This window comes from Nocardia sp. NPDC056000 (assembly GCF_042269265.1).
GTDB lineage: Bacteria > Actinomycetota > Actinomycetes > Mycobacteriales > Mycobacteriaceae > Nocardia.
In genome coordinates, this window is record NZ_JBHJXS010000012.1 from 282063 (window position 1) to 297225 (window position 15163).

Genomic DNA, 15163 nt, shown 5'->3' on the forward strand with positions numbered 1-15163 from the left:
CGATCTTGGGTCGTCCCGCCGTCGCGGGCAAACCGATTTTTCCGGATCGAGGACTCGGATATCCGCTGGGGGCCGGAGGCGACCGGGCGCTATGGTCGGGTCCAGCTATTCGCACGAGGGGGCGAAACCACCGCTATGACAACGCAAGTCGCAGGACCCGCCGAAGTGCCCGCCGACGACCGGTACGACGAGTTTCTCGCCGCGGTACAGGCGCGCTTCCAAACGCTCGTCGCCGAGCCCGCGGAATTGTTCACCGTCGATACCGAGGGGTTGTTCGAGGTCTTCCTCGGCGCGTTTCCGCCGGAGCTGGCGGCGGTGAATACCTGCGGCACCTGCCGGGCTTTCCTGCGCCGCTACGGCGGATTGGTGATCGTGGGCGCGGACGGTAAGGCGACATCCGCGCTGTGGTCGTCGGCGGGCATACCCCCGCACTACGCGAAAGCGGCTGCCGCACTGGCTGATCGAGTCGAACACGCTCCGATCGTCTCGCTCTTCCGTTCCGAGGCGACGAACTGGGGATATGCCGAGCACGGCGGGTGGACGCATCTCGCTCTGACCCCACCCGCGCATATGGTGCACGTCCGCACGCCGTTGCGGACGACCTCGCAGTACATCGCCGCCAAGAACGCGGACTCCGAAACCCTGCGGCGCGCCCTCGGCGAATTCCCCGAGTCCGTGGTGAAGCAGGCCGTGGCGCTATTGCGCACCGAACAGCTCTATCGCTCGGACGCCATTCTCGGTGTCGCCACCTGGCTGCTGGAATTGCACCGCACGCTCGGCGCTATACGCGGTCGGGGTGATGCCGCACAGGCGCGGCGCGACAACCTCATCCGACTCGCGGCCGCCACCGCACCGGCCGGATACTGTCATATCAAAAGCGGCATGATCGGCACCCTGCTCACCGATCTCGCCGAGGGCCTGCCCTTCGACAGCGTGCAACGCCGTTTCGCCGAGAAGATGCATCCGCTGCAATACCGTCGCCCCACGGCCGCGCCGACCGAGGCCATGATCGCCCGCGCCGAGCAGGTCATCGGCGAATTGCGCGCGGCCGGAGCCCTGGAGCGCCGCTTCGCGAAACTCGCCGACGTGCAACCGCTTTGGCGGCCTGCCCGGTCCGGCGATGCGGCCCGGACGCGTCCCGAAGGCGTCTTCTCCCACCTCGTTCCGGCGGCGAAGCGCGGTGGCGCAACCGATCTCGATTCCGCACCGGTCGTCATGACATGGGAGAAGTTCGCGCGCACCGTACTTCCCGACGCGGAGCGCATCGACTATCAGGTGCCGGAGGCCGCCACCAGTTACGGCGCGATGGTGACCGCCGCGAATCCCGAAGCGCCGCCGATCATTCAGTGGGATCGCACCGACCGGCGCAACCCGGTGACCTGGTACGTCTACGTCAACGGTTCCGCGCCCACGCGGTGGGGACTGCACCCGGGTGAATTCCGTGCGGTGACGGCGGTCGTCCCGCATCCGGCGAATTGGTACGAGCCCGATCGCACCGGCCGCGAACAGGCGGTGCTGTTCGCCCTGGCCGATGCGACCGATACCGGATACACCGGGGGCGCGGGTTTCTTCCCCGAATACCTGCGCGCCGAACTGCACGAGATCCGCAAAACCCTGGAAGCGCACACCACCGGCGCGGTGGTGGCGGGCCGGGATGAGGCGCAGGTGTGCGGTCTGATCCTGTCCAAGGGCGGGTCCGGTGGACACTGTTTCCGGGTCACCGCGGACGGAATCCGCACCCGCTACACCATCGATCGCTGGGACTGACGGGCTGGCGGCCGCAACTGGCCTGCTGCGGAACGGCTTCCGGAATTTCCACCGAATCGGTTGCCGGGGGTTTCCGGTCGCGCCCGATGGGCATTCACAGGATCGGGATGTGGCGACCGCGCATCTCGGTTAGGGTCGAGGCGGTTTGCCGGATATGAGATTCGGCGAACCGCGTGTGGAAGGTGATGGATCTCGTGTCTTATCTGCTCTACGACTTTCTGGTGCCGTACGTGGGCGAATCCGCGGCGCAGTATTGGGCCACCATGCTGGTGATCAACCCGCTGGGCACGACCAACCCGTAAAGCGTTCTCCTCAGGCGCGCGGGGAATGTCCGAGCATCACCTGCCCGGTGAACCGGGTCTGCTTGGCGCGCGGCAGCGGATGGAACAGGCAGCCGTGAATATCGCGGTACCACATCTCCAGCGGGCAGCCGCGCGAATACCCCGCGCCGCCAACGGTTTCGATGGCCAGGCGCACCGTCTGCACGAGTGCGTCGGCGGCCACGGTCTTGCGGCTCAGCGTCTTGGCGGCATGATCATCGGTATTGGCGAAACGCAGATCGTCCGATCCGGTGAACATGGCGTCGATGAGATCCGCGGCCGTGGTGTACGAATTCATCATCTCGCCCGCCAGCTGTACGGTGTGCACGTCCTCGCGGCCCGCGACCATATCGGTCGCCAATTCCACCGCGCGGTCCGCGATTCCGAGGTAGGCGGCCATTACCAGCGGCATGGCCGCACCGATCACCACATTCAGGATCGGCGGCCACACATCGGCCGGGCGAATCAGCGAGACCGCCGCATCGGGCACGAACACATTCTCGAAGACCACCGTATGTGAGCCGCTGGCACGCAAACCCATGGTGTCCCAAGTCTTTTCGATGCGCACGCCGTCGGCGGTGAAGGGCACCGCGAAATGCAGCACGTTCGGACCCTCGGGTGCGTCATCCCAGCGGATACTGCTCACCGCGATGGTGCCCGCCTCGCAGCCGCTGGCCGGAGCCTTGCGCGCGCTGACCCGGTAACCGCCCTCGACCCGCTCCGCGCTGCCATTGGAGTCGACCCAGTCCGAGGCCCCCGTGCTGACCAGAATCGCCCCGGCCACCACCTTCTCGAAAACGGGCCGCGCGTCGATGCCGTGCTTATGCCGCCACACCTGCGCGGCGACCAGATGCGAATGCATGGCGAAGGCGACCGCGGTGGACGGATCATGTCGTCCCAGTTCGCGCAGTATCTCGCCCATCTGGCGGTGGGTGGCCCCGCCACCGCCGAACTCGGCGGGTACCAGCGCCCGGCTGAGCCCGGAGGTACGCAGCAGATCGTAGGCGGCGGTGGCGAGCTCGCCGGTGCGGTCGCGGGTGCCGACCCCGTCGAGCAGATCCTCGCCTACGGCGGTGGCGGCGGCGATCCAGTCGCGGGTGGTGGTTTCCGGAACAGTCGATGTCATGTTGTCGAAGCTACGAATCTGCGCGATAACCGAATAGTCCAAAAACTGGACCTACCGCCGCCGATAACGAGGTGCACTGTGTCGACGATCGCTCCCGCCGGGTACGGCCAGTACTGTCCGATCTCCCGCGCGCTCGATCTGCTTGGCGAGCGCTGGTCGCTGCTGATCTTGCGCGATTTGCTCACCGGCACTTCACGATTCAATGATCTGGCGCGCGGACTGCCCGGACTTTCCCGCAGTCTGCTGACCCGTCGGCTGCGCCGGTTCGAGCGCGCCGGGCTGGTATCGAAGACCGAGGACGGTCGCTATGTCCTCACCGACGCGGGCTATCAGCTCGAACCGATCCTGTTCGGATTGGGCGCGTGGGGTGCGCGCTGGACCTTCGGCGAACCGGAACCGGCGGAACTGGACGCCCAGTTGCTGGTCTGGTGGATGCATACCCGGCTGGACACCTCATCGTTCCCGGGCAAACGCCATGTGCTCGGGGTTCGATTCACCGATGATCCGCATCGCTACTGGATCGTGGTGGAGTCCGGGGTGCCCTCGGTCTGCGATTCCGATCCGGGCTATCCGGTGCATGTGACCATTACTTCCGATGTGAGTTCGCTCTATCAGGTGTGGCTGGGCCGGGTGCCGATTCACCATGCCGTGCGCACCGGTCGCCTGGAGTTCGTGGGCCCATCGGCCCTGACCCGCCGGATGGATTCGGTGCTGCGCCTGTCTCCTGTAGCGGCGCGGTAGCCCGTAAGCTGTGACCCGTCTAACAGGCTTCACCGCAAGCAGTCCAGTCGTGCCCGACTGGCTATGAAGTGGCCTGATCGCGCCGCCTAGAATCGTGGTGTTCCATTCCGATTCGATTGGCCCAGATGACACAGGAGTTCGCCGTGACCTCGTCCGACACCACCCCCTCCATCGGCACCGCCCGCGTGAAGCGCGGCATGGCCGAGATGCTGAAGGGCGGTGTGATCATGGATGTCGTCACCCCCGACCAGGCCAAGATCGCCGAAGATGCCGGCGCGGTCGCCGTTATGGCGCTCGAGCGGGTGCCCGCCGATATCCGCGCCCAGGGTGGCGTATCGCGCATGTCCGATCCGGACATGATCGACGGCATCATCTCCGCGGTCTCCATCCCGGTCATGGCCAAGGCGCGCATCGGCCACTTCGTCGAGGCCCAGGTGCTGCAGTCGCTGGGTGTCGACTACATCGACGAGTCCGAGGTGCTGACCCCGGCCGATTACGCCAACCACATCGACAAGTGGAACTTCACCGTGCCCTTCGTCTGTGGCGCGACCAACCTGGGCGAGGCGCTGCGCCGGATCACCGAGGGCGCGGCCATGATCCGCTCCAAGGGTGAGGCCGGCACCGGTGACGTCTCCAACGCCACCACCCATATGCGCAAGATCCGCGGTGAGCTGCGTCGCCTGAGCAGCTTGCCCGAGGACGAGCTGTTCGTCGCCGCCAAGGAACTGCAGGCCCCGTACGAGCTGGTCAAGGAAGTCGCCCAGACCGGCAAGCTGCCCGTGGTGCTGTTCACCGCCGGTGGTATCGCCACCCCCGCCGACGCCGCCATGATGATGCAGCTCGGCGCCGAGGGCGTGTTCGTCGGCTCCGGCATCTTCAAGTCCGGCAACCCCGCCCAGCGGGCCGCCGCCATCGTCAAGGCCACCACCTTCTACGACGACCCGGATGTGCTCGCCAAGGTGTCGCGCGGTCTGGGTGAGGCCATGGTCGGCATCAACGTCGATGAGATCCCGCAGCCGCACCGGCTCGCCGAGCGCGGCTGGTAATTCGGCCCCGCCAACTGAATTCTTGCCGCCGGGTGGCTCTTTCGAGAGCCGCCCGGCGGTTTCGTATCACCGGGGCGCGAAAACTCCCGCGACGCGGGCCCATTCGATTTGCGAGCATATGGTCGTGATGACAGCTCCACCGATATTCCAGGGCGAGTTCGAGGCGCATCTGACCGTGCGCGCCGATGACGCCACGAGTCTGGCGGCCCTCGAACGGCATGCCGCCGCACAGGAATTGAAGTTCACCCATATTCGGCTGGCGCGCGGGCGGGTACGGGATCAGCCGATGCTGACCGCGCGGTATTCGGGAAGTTTCACTTCGGTGCGTGATTCGGTGGCTGAGCTGGCGGCGCGCCTGACCGGGGCCGGATTCCCGTTGTGCCGCACGAAGATCGAGTCGACGCCGTGGACGACGGGCGTGCCCGCCACCGATGCCGAGGCGCTGGCGCTGGGGCCGGGCTATTACTTCGAGCATCATGTGAAGCTGGTGCTCGACCTCGATGCCGATCCCGCCGCGCTCACCGCGATCGTGGTCGCGCACGCGGCGCATCTGTCCGCCAACGCGCGGCGCGTGCGAGCCGATGGCCGCGCCGAACGCTTCGTCACCCAGCGTTGCCGGTCGGTTGGCGATCCGATCGCCGCGGCCCGGTTGAGCGCGCTGCTGGCCGAACTGTCGGACTACGAAATACAGTCCGTCGAACGTGAATTCGTCGTCTTCGACAGCGATGAATCCATCGACGCCGGGTGGATCGACGAGAACGAGGAACTGTCATGACCGCCACCCCCTGGGATGAGTTCCGGCACGGCCCGTGGCAGCCCACCCAGGTGGTGCCCGCCGAACCGCCGACCGAGGAGGTTCGCGTGGCCAAGGGACTGCCGCGCACGCTGTATCCGGTGCCGGGCGCGGGTGTTGTTCAGCATCCGGTATTCGATCCGGCGATGGCCGAGTATTCCTTCGGAATGCGCTTGAGCGAGCCGCATTTCGATGATCCCGAACGGGGCGCGGGCTGGTTCGCCGCGCGCCGCGAAGCCATCGATCACATCCTCGCCGCCGTCGCGGACTCACCGTGGGCCGGGCAGCTCATGTTGCGCGGCAGCGTGCTGCTCGCCGCCTGGTTCGGTGCGGCCGCCAGGGAGCCAGGCGATGTGGATTTCATTGTGCTGCCGATGAATTGGCAGGTCGATGAACCCACCACCGACGATATGTTCGCCGATATCGCCCGTCGTGCCGAGATCGTGGCCGATATGCCCGGCAGCACGGTGCGCATCCATCCGGATGGTGCGCTGTCCGACCACATCTGGACCTACGATCGCGTCCCCGGCCGTCGCCTGATCCTGCCGTGGACCTCGACAGACGCCGAAATACCCTCCGGCACGGTACAACTCGACTTCGTTTTCAATGAAAGCGTGCCGCGGCAACCGCAATGGTCGGACCTGCCCCGGCTGTCCGGTCCCGGTCCGGCGGCTCACCTGCTCGCCGCTACGCCGGAACTCTCGCTGGCCTGGAAACTGCTGTGGTTGACCACCGATGTCCACCCGGAGGGCAAGGATTTCTACGATGCGGTCCTGCTGGCCGAGAACTCCCGTCTCCCTTACGAACTGCTCGCCACCGTACTGGGACGGGATCCCGAGGGTGATTGGCTGCCCGGACTACTCGCGGATCTCGACAGCAGCGCCGACTGGGAGGAATTCGCCAAGGATCACCCGCACCTCGCCGATGCGCAGTGGTCCTTCATCGATCGTCTGCGTGCCGCGCTCGAGTACCTGAAAGACCGCGCCTGATCGATTGTGCGGCAGGGGTATTCCAGTAGGTAGCTGTGATCGCTGCCGTCAAGGGCGGCATACGGATGCGCGAAATGTGTTGTGCGCTGGGTCACACCATGATTTGCCTGCGAAATCGTGCCCCAGCAAACGCCGGCTACTTTTCCAGTATTGTGCTGCGGCAAATTTACTACCTGGTGCTTCCTCGCTACTGTTCGCCACAGTCGCCGATGTTTCTGCCGACTCACAGTGATCTGGCAAGGAGCCCGCATGCTGGAAATCGACCAGTTCACCTATGGTTGGTTGACCCCCACGCTCGCGTATCTGATGTCCGTCGTCGGCTCGTTGCTGGCATTGCGCTGCATGGTGCGGGCGCGCAGTCAGGCGGGGCATCGCGGCTGGATCATCACCGGTGCCATCGCCTTGGGCGGCACCGGAATCTGGGTCATGCACTTCATCGCCATGCTCGGTTTCTCGGTGCATGACGCCACCATCCGCTACAACGTCCCCGTCACCGTGCTGAGCGCGGTGATCGCCATGGGCGTTGTGTGGCTCGGCCTTTCGATCGTGGTGCATCGGCGCGGCGGCGAATGGTTCGCGCTGATCACCGGCGGCGCGATCACCGGTCTCGGGGTGGCGGCCATGCACTACGCGGGCATGTACGCCATGAAAACCGATGTGACCGTGCAATACGACCCCTGGATAGTGCTGCTGTCCCTGGTCATCGCGATCGTCGCCGCCATCGCCGCCCTCTGGTTCGCACTGCACGTGGAGGGCATCGTGGCCACCGTGGGCGCGGCCCTCATCATGGGAATCGCGGTGTGCGGCATGCATTACACCGGCATGTTCGCCATGCGCGCCCACGTCGCCGACCATATGCACGCCCCCGCGGGCGCCCAGGCGAACCAGCTGCTGACACCGTTGATCATCGCGGTGAGCATGGCCACCATGCTCATGTTCTTCCAGGTCGGCATCACCGATATCGACGAACCGGATCTGAGCCGGATTCGGGGTCAGTACGCCAGTCGTTTCTGGCCCAGTGACCCCGAGGAGTCGATTCCCCAGCCCAAATTCCGTGCCGATGATTTCCCGACCGAGCAGTTCAACCCGCATCCGCTCGATCCCCGCCACCGCCGCTGAAGACTGGTGTCGCTGAGGGCTATTGCGAATCCACCGCGAGCAGTCCGAATCGGCTGACGCTGGCGTGGTTGTGGCCGTCCACGCTGGTGATCACCACTTCGGCGGGGTTGGTGAGTGCGATGCAGCAGTAGTTGTCACCGTCGCGCTGTACCGCGATGGACAGCAGGCGGAGGTGGTTTTCCCGCTGCCAGGTGTCGATGTTCTCGTAAAGTCCACGCATGGACGGGTTTTCGAAGTAGACGAGGTTGTGCTTGTTGGCGTCCGACATGGAGGTCTCCGTTCACGACGCGGAGGTTTCCGCCCCATCAACCCTACGTCGGGGTGGGATCCTGGTCGGTTCGTTGCCGGAGGTTCTCGGCGACCTCGGCTTCCCAAGCCTCATTGGCCTTGGCGGTGTCGACCTCGAATTCGAAGCGGCGCACCATTTTCGGGTCGATGTCGGCGACGTCCACGTAGAACTGGTCGTACCAGCGGCGGAGTTGGTAGACCGGGCCGTCCTCCTCGGTCAGCAGTGGATTGTCGATCTTGGATTTGTGTTTCCAGATCTCGACGTCCTGGAGGAAGCCCTCGCCGAAGCCGTCGGCGGTCTTGCGCGCCAGGCGATCCGCGGTCGCGTCGTCCACGCCCTGCGGTTTGCGCAGCGTGATGCCCCACTGCAGCATGAAGGAGTCCTGGGTGATGGGGTAGTGGCAGTTGATCAGCACGCTGTCGACGGTGAATCCGCTGTAGCTGTTGGTGAGTGGATTGATCATGTACGACGGACCGTGGTACGCGGCAACGGATTTCAGCAGTGCGTCGCCCGCGTACTTGGTGCCCATGCCGATATCCGGGCGGGCCTTGGTCTCCAGGAACTGGGTCGCGATATGACCTTCCATGACGTTCTTGAAGTAGGTGGGATAGGCGTAGTGGATGTAGAAGAAGTGCGCCATATCGACCACGTTGTCGATGATCTCGCGACAGTTCGCGCCCTCGATCAGCAGTGAATTCCAGGTCCAGTCGGTCCAGGCGTCGTCGTGCCGGTCGGTGCCCTTGCCGTCGGCATCGGTGTAGGGGCCCTCGATGTACGGGATCGTCACCTCGTCCGGCGGCGGATTGCCCTCGTGGTCATGCCAGATGAAGAGCTGGCCATTGCGTTCGAGCGTGGTCCAGGAGCGAGTGCGGGCCAGCGGTGGTACGCGCCGGGCGTACGGGATGCCGGTGCATTTGCCATTGCCGCCCCAGCGCCAGTCGTGGAACGGGCAGGCGATCGAATCGCCTTTGATCTCACCCATGCTCAGATCGCCGCCGAGATGACGGCAGTAGCCGTCGAGCACCTGTAGCCGCCCGGCGCTGTCGGCGAACACCACGAGTTTGGTGTCGAAGATCTGGATGGCATGCGGCTGTCCATCCCGGAACGGTTCGGCGAGTCCGAGGCAGTGCCAGCCGCGGGCGAAGCGCGTCGGCGGCGCGCCCACATCGATCTCGCGGATCTTCCCGCCTCGTCCCTGCGCTGTGACCGTCATGGCGACCTCCCTGGTTCGTGTACTAGAACACGTTACAAAAGATGGGTCGGTTGCGCCACAAAATCGCCCTTTCAACTCGAGTATGGCGAACGGGCACTGAGTAGAACAGGTTCTAGAAGATTGCTACGTGTGCGGCGGGAACTGACCGTTCGCGGTGACCGTGGTGCCGTTCAGGGTGTAGGTGACCACGCTGGGACCACCCTGCGGGCAGCACATGGGATCGGTGTCGTTGAGCCAGTGATACGTCGCCGCGACGGTGTTGCGGTTCTTCTCGTCGACCATCGTGTACATGTACGGCTCGGAGGTCGCGGTGCCCAGATACGTGCCATTGGTAAAGAACAGAATGTGCGTATACGGGTGATTTGTGTCGGTATTGACCGTCATCCACGACAGCACCCCCGCGCACCCCGCCTCGATGGACGCATTGCTCGCCGTACCGACCGACCACGCCCCGATCGGAGCCGCACCCAATCTGCTCACCGCCGACCGGGCGAGCGCGGAATTCACATCCAGGCACAGCCCATGCCCGCTACCTTCCGGAGTCGACCGCTGCTGCTGTGCCACCGGTTCCGGCGACCCGGCCTGCGAAGCCGATCCACAACCGGCCACCGACAGTGCGATACCCGCCGCGATCAGAGCCGGTACGGTCCGCGCGATTCCCCGCCAAATGTGCGTCACACTGAAGAGATCGGGCGCGCACGACGCGGTGTTATCGAATACCCGCAGGCCACACCTATTACGACGGGTTACCGCGGATACTCCGGCAACGGATACTCGCGCTGTTTGCCGATCAGGCGGGTGAGCACTACCCGCAGCGGATGCAGTGGTCGCGAGGTGAGCACCCCGAGCACGGCGAGCGTCATCCGCACCCCGCGACCGGTTTCCGGATGCCGCAGGCGAACCTGCTGTTCGGTGCCCTTCTGGATCTCGGTGACCAAGGGACGCAGCAGTTCCTCGTACCGGTCGAAGGCGCGGGTGTGATCGGCCGGGGTCGCGGCGAGCTCACCGGCCAGCAAGTACGCGCCGGTGATGGCCAAGGCGGTACCCATACCGGTCATGGGCGAGCCGCAGCAGGCGGCATCGCCGAGCAACACCACCCGGCCGCGTGACCAACGTGGCATCCGAACTCGCGCCACCTCGTCGAAATAGAAGTCGGGGGCCTGCGCCATGGCTTCCAGGATCGAGGGCACCACCCAGCCGGATCCCGCCAGGCGATCACGGATGAGGCGCTGCTGGGCGGCGGTATCACCGCGCAAGCTGTCATCGGCGGGGATGCGGGTGGACAGGATGGCCATGGAGGTCGCCGGGTTCGGATCCGGTCGCACCGCGACCGTGCTGCCCGGGACGGGATAGACACCGACCCAACCGGTTTCGAGTCCGGTGCCGGGCGGGGTGGGGATGGTGAAGAAGCCGATATACGCGCCGAGATATTCGACGAACTGTTCTCGGGGGCCGAAAACCTGTGCGCGCGTTGACGAATTCAAGCCATCGGCACCGATCACCAGATCGAAGCCGGACGATGCGCCGGAGGCGAAGCGCACCTGGACCGTGCGATCATCCTGGGTCAGCTCCTCGATCCAGTCGCCGTAGCGGTAGTCCAGGACGCCGGATTCCGCCGGCAACGCGGCGATTTCGTCCAGGAGTACCCGGTTGAGATCGCCTCGGCTGATCTCGAAATCGGCGATGAAGCCCTCGCCGCCGAACATTTCGGCGGGCATGCGCGCTCGTCCGCGTCCGCGAGCATCGACGAAAACCATGCCGCGCTCATCGAGTTGATGCCGGGCGATGCCCGGCATCAGTCCCATGCGTTCGGCGACCTCACGGCTGGGGCCGCGCAGATCCACCGCCTGTCCGCCGAGGCGCGGCCCGCTCGCGCGTTCGACGACGGTGGTGTCGATGCCCGCTCGCAAAAGCTGTAGGGCGACCGCGTTTCCCGCGATTCCGCCGCCGCACACCAGCACCCGTATCGAACCGGACATGGTTGAACCCCCTGTGATGTCATCCCCGCCGGTTCACTATTTCAATGGGTTCCGCGAGCGGACAAGGCGCTTTTCGTCACAGCGCCTGATCGTCCGCGCGTTTCGCGCGGCAGGTGCGGCATCCCCACCGCTGCTCTCGTCGAATGCAGCCGCCGAGAATGATTTCACCGCGTGCGGCGCGCTCCCGTGCTGCCCGCGCGGGTTTGCCGTAGGCGATGCGGGTCATCACCGCACCGCATTCCGGGCATGGGGGTGGATCGGCGTTCTCGTCCGTCATGATGACCACCTTTCTGAATGGTGTTGTGCTTCAGGCTCAATGGGGAATCGCGGTGGCGGGACGGGGTGCGGGGCGGGAGGTCAGGTGGGCTTCGATGAGTTGTGCGACCTGGTAGGGGTGCTCGGTTGGTTCGAGGAGTGGGAGATAGTCGACCATTCGGGCCAGGGCGGGGAGGTCGACGGTCAAATACATTGCCATGAGCGGGTTCACGAATAGTTCGGAGCCCGCGGTGCGGTCGGTGGCGTGCACATCGCCGAATTCGCCGCGTAGGGCGCTCGCGATTTGCGAGTGGACCACGGTCGGGCGCAGCGGGGTTTCGTTCAGGGCGTGCACGACGGCGGCGAAATAGGCCGCGCCTTCGGGACTGTCGCGTGGGATGGAGAGTGCGCCCAGGAATGCGTGCTGCTGTTGCAGGGCGGCGAGATTCTCCAGGACGTGTGCGTGGCAGACGCCGTGATAGGCGTCGATGCCGAAACCGATCGAGACCACCAGCCGGGTGAGGCCGTCGAACGGGGCGACCGCGGCGAGGCTGGTCATATCCTCCTGCGGGGTGCCGAGTCCGGCCTCATCACCGCGCAGCAGGATATCGGTGCCGCCGTCCACCAGGACCAGGGCGTCGACGCCCAGATGTGCGATCAGTCCGGCGTAGGCCGCGCGCAGCGGTCGCACACCGGATTTCGGGAACGCGTACACGATCGGTTCGCGGCCGGTGCTCGCCAGCCAGCGAGCCAGCGTGCGTTCGGGGAAGTAGTCGTCATTGCCGGTCGTCTCCGGGGTGACCGCTGCGACGCCGGGGAGCAGCCAGTCCTCGAGTGGGGTCCGGCGCAGATCGCTGAACGACAGGTTCGCCAGATGCACTCGCTTACCGAGGCCCTCCAGCGCCACCGCGAGCGGCAGGCCGCCGTAGATGTCGAATCCGCCGCCCGCGCCGGCGATCAGCACGCTGGAGGCGTCCCGCAGCCGGGTGAACAGGGGCGGCTCGGCCAAGCTGAACGAAGTCACCCCCGCCATGATGGTCACCGAAATGATTCGGTGCCAGCGGGTTTCGCTCCGGAGGGCGCGGCCGCATCGGATGGCGCTCCCGCTGGAACCTGGGCCGCTCAGTACCTCGGGGCGAGGGCGCGCAGGTAGCGGCGGCGATAACGGCGCTGGGCCACCAGGAGCAGCGGGAACAGGAATCGCCAAGGCGGTGTCGCGGCGGGTCGGGTCAGTGAGCGCAGGGTCAGGGAGACAGCGCCATTGGGGGAGCGGTGCACGATGAACGCTTCCTCGCCCGAGACCGGATGCCCGGGCAGGGTGCCGTAGGCGAAGCCGCAGCGGATGAGGGTTTCCACCACCGCGACCACCCGGGCGGGTTCGTGAATCTCGAGGGGGCCGAAGGCCGCGGTGATCCGATAGTCGTTGCCCGCGGTGGCGCGGATATCCGGACCGGAGCGGCATTCCACTCGGAATCCGCTGCGCCGCTTGACCTCCCAGTTCAATACCGCATCGCAGGCGGTGCGCCAATCGGCTTCGCCGTGGCCGATGCCGACGGTGTGCTCATAGCGCCGGAATCCGGGCGGGGTGGCGGGCCAGACGGGTTCGGCGGGCCGGGTGCCGCCGGCCGGTGCGTAGCTGAGCGCCACGACCGTGGTCGCGGATTCGTCTTCGGACATATCGCACTCCCTCCCCTCGATGGATCACCGCGTTCAGGCTATCGAGGTCAGGAGTAATCGCGGAAGGTCATCAGGAAGCCCGCGATCGCCATGACGAATAGGGCGATCCACAGGACGATGCGCACTCCGAGCCACGGCAGGTCGCGCACCCACAGCCCGGTGATCATGACGGTGAGCAACATCAGCACGCCGTAGAAGGGTGTGCGCTGGGGATGTTGTCCCAGTCTCATAGTGCCTGGATACTCCTGTTCGGCCGAACCCGCCACCACCCCCGGTGGCGACGCCGAGCCGGATCAACCGCGTCCGATCGCGGGCCGGTCCGGATGATCCCAGGCCACCCGCAGACCCGGCTCCTCCAGTCGCTGTTGCTCGAGCAGCGCGGGAATGGTGAACTGCGATTCGGCGGCGGTGCGCCGACGCAGCGCCGCCTCGGACATGCGCAGTCCCACGGTGACATCGAAATCGAGGCCGCGCCCGAGCAGCATGGGACCCGCGATCAACAGGATCGTGCCGGGCAGCGCGGTGCGAATCCGCGCACGAGCCGAGCGATCGGTGTGCTCGTTCCACAGCGCCGGAAGCCACCGCCCGCTGTCCCGAAGCGGTTTGAGCACTTCACGATTCAAGGCCGCGTAGTCGAACCACCCGGTGCGATAGGTGTATTCGTCCTCCCGATCGAATTCCAGCCGCACCGAGGCCGGTCGCACGAAATCGTGCAGCGCCACCACCTCGGCAGGTCGTCCAGCGGCCCGGAGCAATTCGGCGACGGAGCCGGCCAGGGCCGTCGGTTCGGCGGCGTCCGCGCCATCGATGGCGATCACCGCGAAACCCGTCAGCTCGTTCGCGTGATCCGCGACCAGTCGAGTCAGGGCATCGGGCGTGATGGCGGTGAACTCGGGCACGTGTCCATCATGGCCGACACACGGCCTTGCGGCTGCCGCCGGTGTCCGGTTGTTAGCCTGAGCCGGACAATCCGGAAGGGAACGGTGCATGGCGACGATCGAAGAGGCCCTCGAAATCGAGCGGCTCGAGCGTGACATCTTCCGCGGCGCGTCGACCGAGACGCAGCTGCCCCGCACGTTCGGCGGTCAGGTCGCCGCGCAGGCGCTGGTCTCGGCGGTGCGCACGGTCGATCCGGGGTTCCAGGTGCATTCGCTGCACGGGTACTTCCTGCGGCCGGGCAATCCGCTCGAACCCACCGTCTACCTGGTGGATCGCATACGGGACGGGCGCTCGTTCGTGACCCGCCGGGTCACCGGGGTACAGAACGGTGAGGCGATATTCACCATGTCGGCCTCCTTCCACGTGGGTGACGAGGGCCCCGAACATCAGGATGAGATGCCCTCGGTGCCCGCCCCGGAGGATCTGCCCGATGCGGCCGTCAGCATGAGCCCCGAACGCCTGTGGGCCATGCGCGAATGGGAGCACTGGGATATCCGCACCGTCCCGCAGGAGAAGGTGGACCGCCGCGAGGGCCTGGCCGCCCAGCAGCAGGTCTGGTTCCGCTACCGCCACCCGCTCCCGAACGACCCGCTCTTCCACGTCTGCACCCTGGCCTACATGAGCGATATGACCCTGCTCGGCTCCTCCAAGGTCCCGCACCCCGACGAGCCCACCCAGAACGCCTCCCTCGATCACGCCATGTGGTTCCTGCGCCCCTTCCAGGCCGATGACTGGTTGCTCTACGACCAGCAGTCCCCGTCCGCGGGCTTCGGCCGCGCGCTCACGGCGGGCCGCATCTGGAATCAGCGCGGCGAACTGGTCGCGGTCGTGGTCCAGGAAGGTCTCATCCGCACGTTCCGGGACAAGAAGGCGGCCTCCTTCCCGCCCGGAACGAACTGAGCGACAACGG

The 15163-nt window shown here is 66.0% G+C and carries 17 protein-coding genes; 7 read left to right on the forward strand and 10 right to left on the reverse strand.

The features are described 5' to 3' along the window. The first annotated feature begins 135 nt into the window (after nucleotides 1–135). Nucleotides 136–1767: a hypothetical protein gene (locus ACFC4D_RS32920; protein ID WP_376068980.1), complete on the forward strand. Its 1632-nt coding sequence runs from the start codon at nucleotides 136–138 to the stop codon at nucleotides 1765–1767. Nucleotides 1768–2079: 312 nt separating this feature from the next. On the opposite strand, the gene ACFC4D_RS32925 is transcribed toward ACFC4D_RS32920, so the two are convergent. After that, a complete protein-coding gene (locus ACFC4D_RS32925; RefSeq protein WP_376068982.1) occupies nucleotides 2080–3213 on the reverse strand; it encodes an acyl-CoA dehydrogenase family protein in 1134 nt (377 codons plus the stop codon). 78 nt (nucleotides 3214–3291) lie between these two features. Between ACFC4D_RS32925 and ACFC4D_RS32930 the strand changes: the two genes are divergently transcribed. The 5 genes from ACFC4D_RS32930 to ACFC4D_RS32950 all read left to right on the forward strand — a co-directional run bounded on the left by ACFC4D_RS32930 (nucleotide 3292) and on the right by ACFC4D_RS32950 (nucleotide 7901). Then, on the forward strand, nucleotides 3292–3954 hold the full coding sequence (locus ACFC4D_RS32930) for a winged helix-turn-helix transcriptional regulator (protein ID WP_376068983.1): 663 nt from the start codon (nucleotides 3292–3294) through the stop codon (nucleotides 3952–3954). Between the two features lie 143 nt (nucleotides 3955–4097). After that, complete coding sequence (pdxS, locus tag ACFC4D_RS32935) at nucleotides 4098–5000, forward strand: pyridoxal 5'-phosphate synthase lyase subunit PdxS (protein WP_364632214.1); 903 nt, start codon at nucleotides 4098–4100, stop codon at nucleotides 4998–5000. A 124-nt stretch (nucleotides 5001–5124) separates the two neighbouring features. Then, the gene (locus ACFC4D_RS32940; RefSeq protein ID WP_376068984.1) at nucleotides 5125–5775 is read left to right on the forward strand and encodes a hypothetical protein; all 651 of its coding nucleotides are present in this window, start codon (nucleotides 5125–5127) and stop codon (nucleotides 5773–5775) included. Further along, nucleotides 5772–6782, forward strand: a complete 1011-nt coding sequence (locus tag ACFC4D_RS32945; RefSeq protein WP_376068986.1) for a nucleotidyl transferase AbiEii/AbiGii toxin family protein — start codon at nucleotides 5772–5774, stop codon at nucleotides 6780–6782. The genes ACFC4D_RS32940 and ACFC4D_RS32945 overlap by 4 nt, the downstream gene beginning before the upstream one ends. A gap of 249 nt (nucleotides 6783–7031) precedes the next feature. Next, nucleotides 7032–7901 (forward strand): MHYT domain-containing protein, encoded by an 870-nt coding sequence (locus tag ACFC4D_RS32950; protein WP_376068987.1) that lies wholly within the window; start codon nucleotides 7032–7034, stop codon nucleotides 7899–7901. 19 nt (nucleotides 7902–7920) lie between these two features. On the opposite strand, the gene ACFC4D_RS32955 is transcribed toward ACFC4D_RS32950, so the two are convergent. The 9 genes from ACFC4D_RS32955 to ACFC4D_RS32995 all read right to left on the reverse strand — a co-directional run bounded on the left by ACFC4D_RS32955 (nucleotide 7921) and on the right by ACFC4D_RS32995 (nucleotide 14213). Then, nucleotides 7921–8169, reverse strand: a complete 249-nt coding sequence (locus tag ACFC4D_RS32955) for a hypothetical protein (RefSeq protein ID WP_376068988.1) — start codon at nucleotides 8167–8169, stop codon at nucleotides 7921–7923. A gap of 43 nt (nucleotides 8170–8212) precedes the next feature. After that, entirely contained in the window at nucleotides 8213–9403 is a 1191-nt protein-coding gene (locus ACFC4D_RS32960; protein WP_376068989.1) for a Rieske 2Fe-2S domain-containing protein, read from the reverse strand. Between the two features lie 123 nt (nucleotides 9404–9526). Next, nucleotides 9527–10081 carry an LppP/LprE family lipoprotein gene (locus ACFC4D_RS32965; protein ID WP_376068990.1) on the reverse strand — a complete coding sequence of 185 codons (555 nt, stop codon included), beginning with the start codon at nucleotides 10079–10081 and terminating at the stop codon, nucleotides 9527–9529. A gap of 68 nt (nucleotides 10082–10149) precedes the next feature. Continuing rightward, nucleotides 10150–11382 (reverse strand): FAD-dependent monooxygenase, encoded by a 1233-nt coding sequence (locus ACFC4D_RS32970; RefSeq protein WP_376068992.1) that lies wholly within the window; start codon nucleotides 11380–11382, stop codon nucleotides 10150–10152. 76 nt (nucleotides 11383–11458) lie between these two features. Beyond that, nucleotides 11459–11659: a hypothetical protein gene (locus tag ACFC4D_RS32975; protein WP_376068994.1), complete on the reverse strand. Its 201-nt coding sequence runs from the start codon at nucleotides 11657–11659 to the stop codon at nucleotides 11459–11461. Nucleotides 11660–11695: 36 nt separating this feature from the next. Continuing rightward, nucleotides 11696–12661 carry a DUF1152 domain-containing protein gene (locus tag ACFC4D_RS32980; RefSeq protein WP_376068996.1) on the reverse strand — a complete coding sequence of 322 codons (966 nt, stop codon included), beginning with the start codon at nucleotides 12659–12661 and terminating at the stop codon, nucleotides 11696–11698. Between the two features lie 98 nt (nucleotides 12662–12759). Further along, nucleotides 12760–13314: a DUF1990 family protein gene (locus tag ACFC4D_RS32985; RefSeq protein WP_376068997.1), complete on the reverse strand. Its 555-nt coding sequence runs from the start codon at nucleotides 13312–13314 to the stop codon at nucleotides 12760–12762. Between the two features lie 47 nt (nucleotides 13315–13361). Beyond that, nucleotides 13362–13544 carry a hypothetical protein gene (locus tag ACFC4D_RS32990; protein ID WP_364632233.1) on the reverse strand — a complete coding sequence of 61 codons (183 nt, stop codon included), beginning with the start codon at nucleotides 13542–13544 and terminating at the stop codon, nucleotides 13362–13364. Between the two features lie 63 nt (nucleotides 13545–13607). Beyond that, a complete protein-coding gene (locus ACFC4D_RS32995; RefSeq protein WP_376068998.1) occupies nucleotides 13608–14213 on the reverse strand; it encodes a hypothetical protein in 606 nt (201 codons plus the stop codon). A gap of 88 nt (nucleotides 14214–14301) precedes the next feature. On the opposite strand from ACFC4D_RS32995, the gene ACFC4D_RS33000 reads away from it, so the two are divergent. After that, on the forward strand, nucleotides 14302–15153 hold the full coding sequence (locus ACFC4D_RS33000; protein WP_364632241.1) for an acyl-CoA thioesterase II: 852 nt from the start codon (nucleotides 14302–14304) through the stop codon (nucleotides 15151–15153). Nucleotides 15154–15163 lie beyond the last annotated feature (10 nt).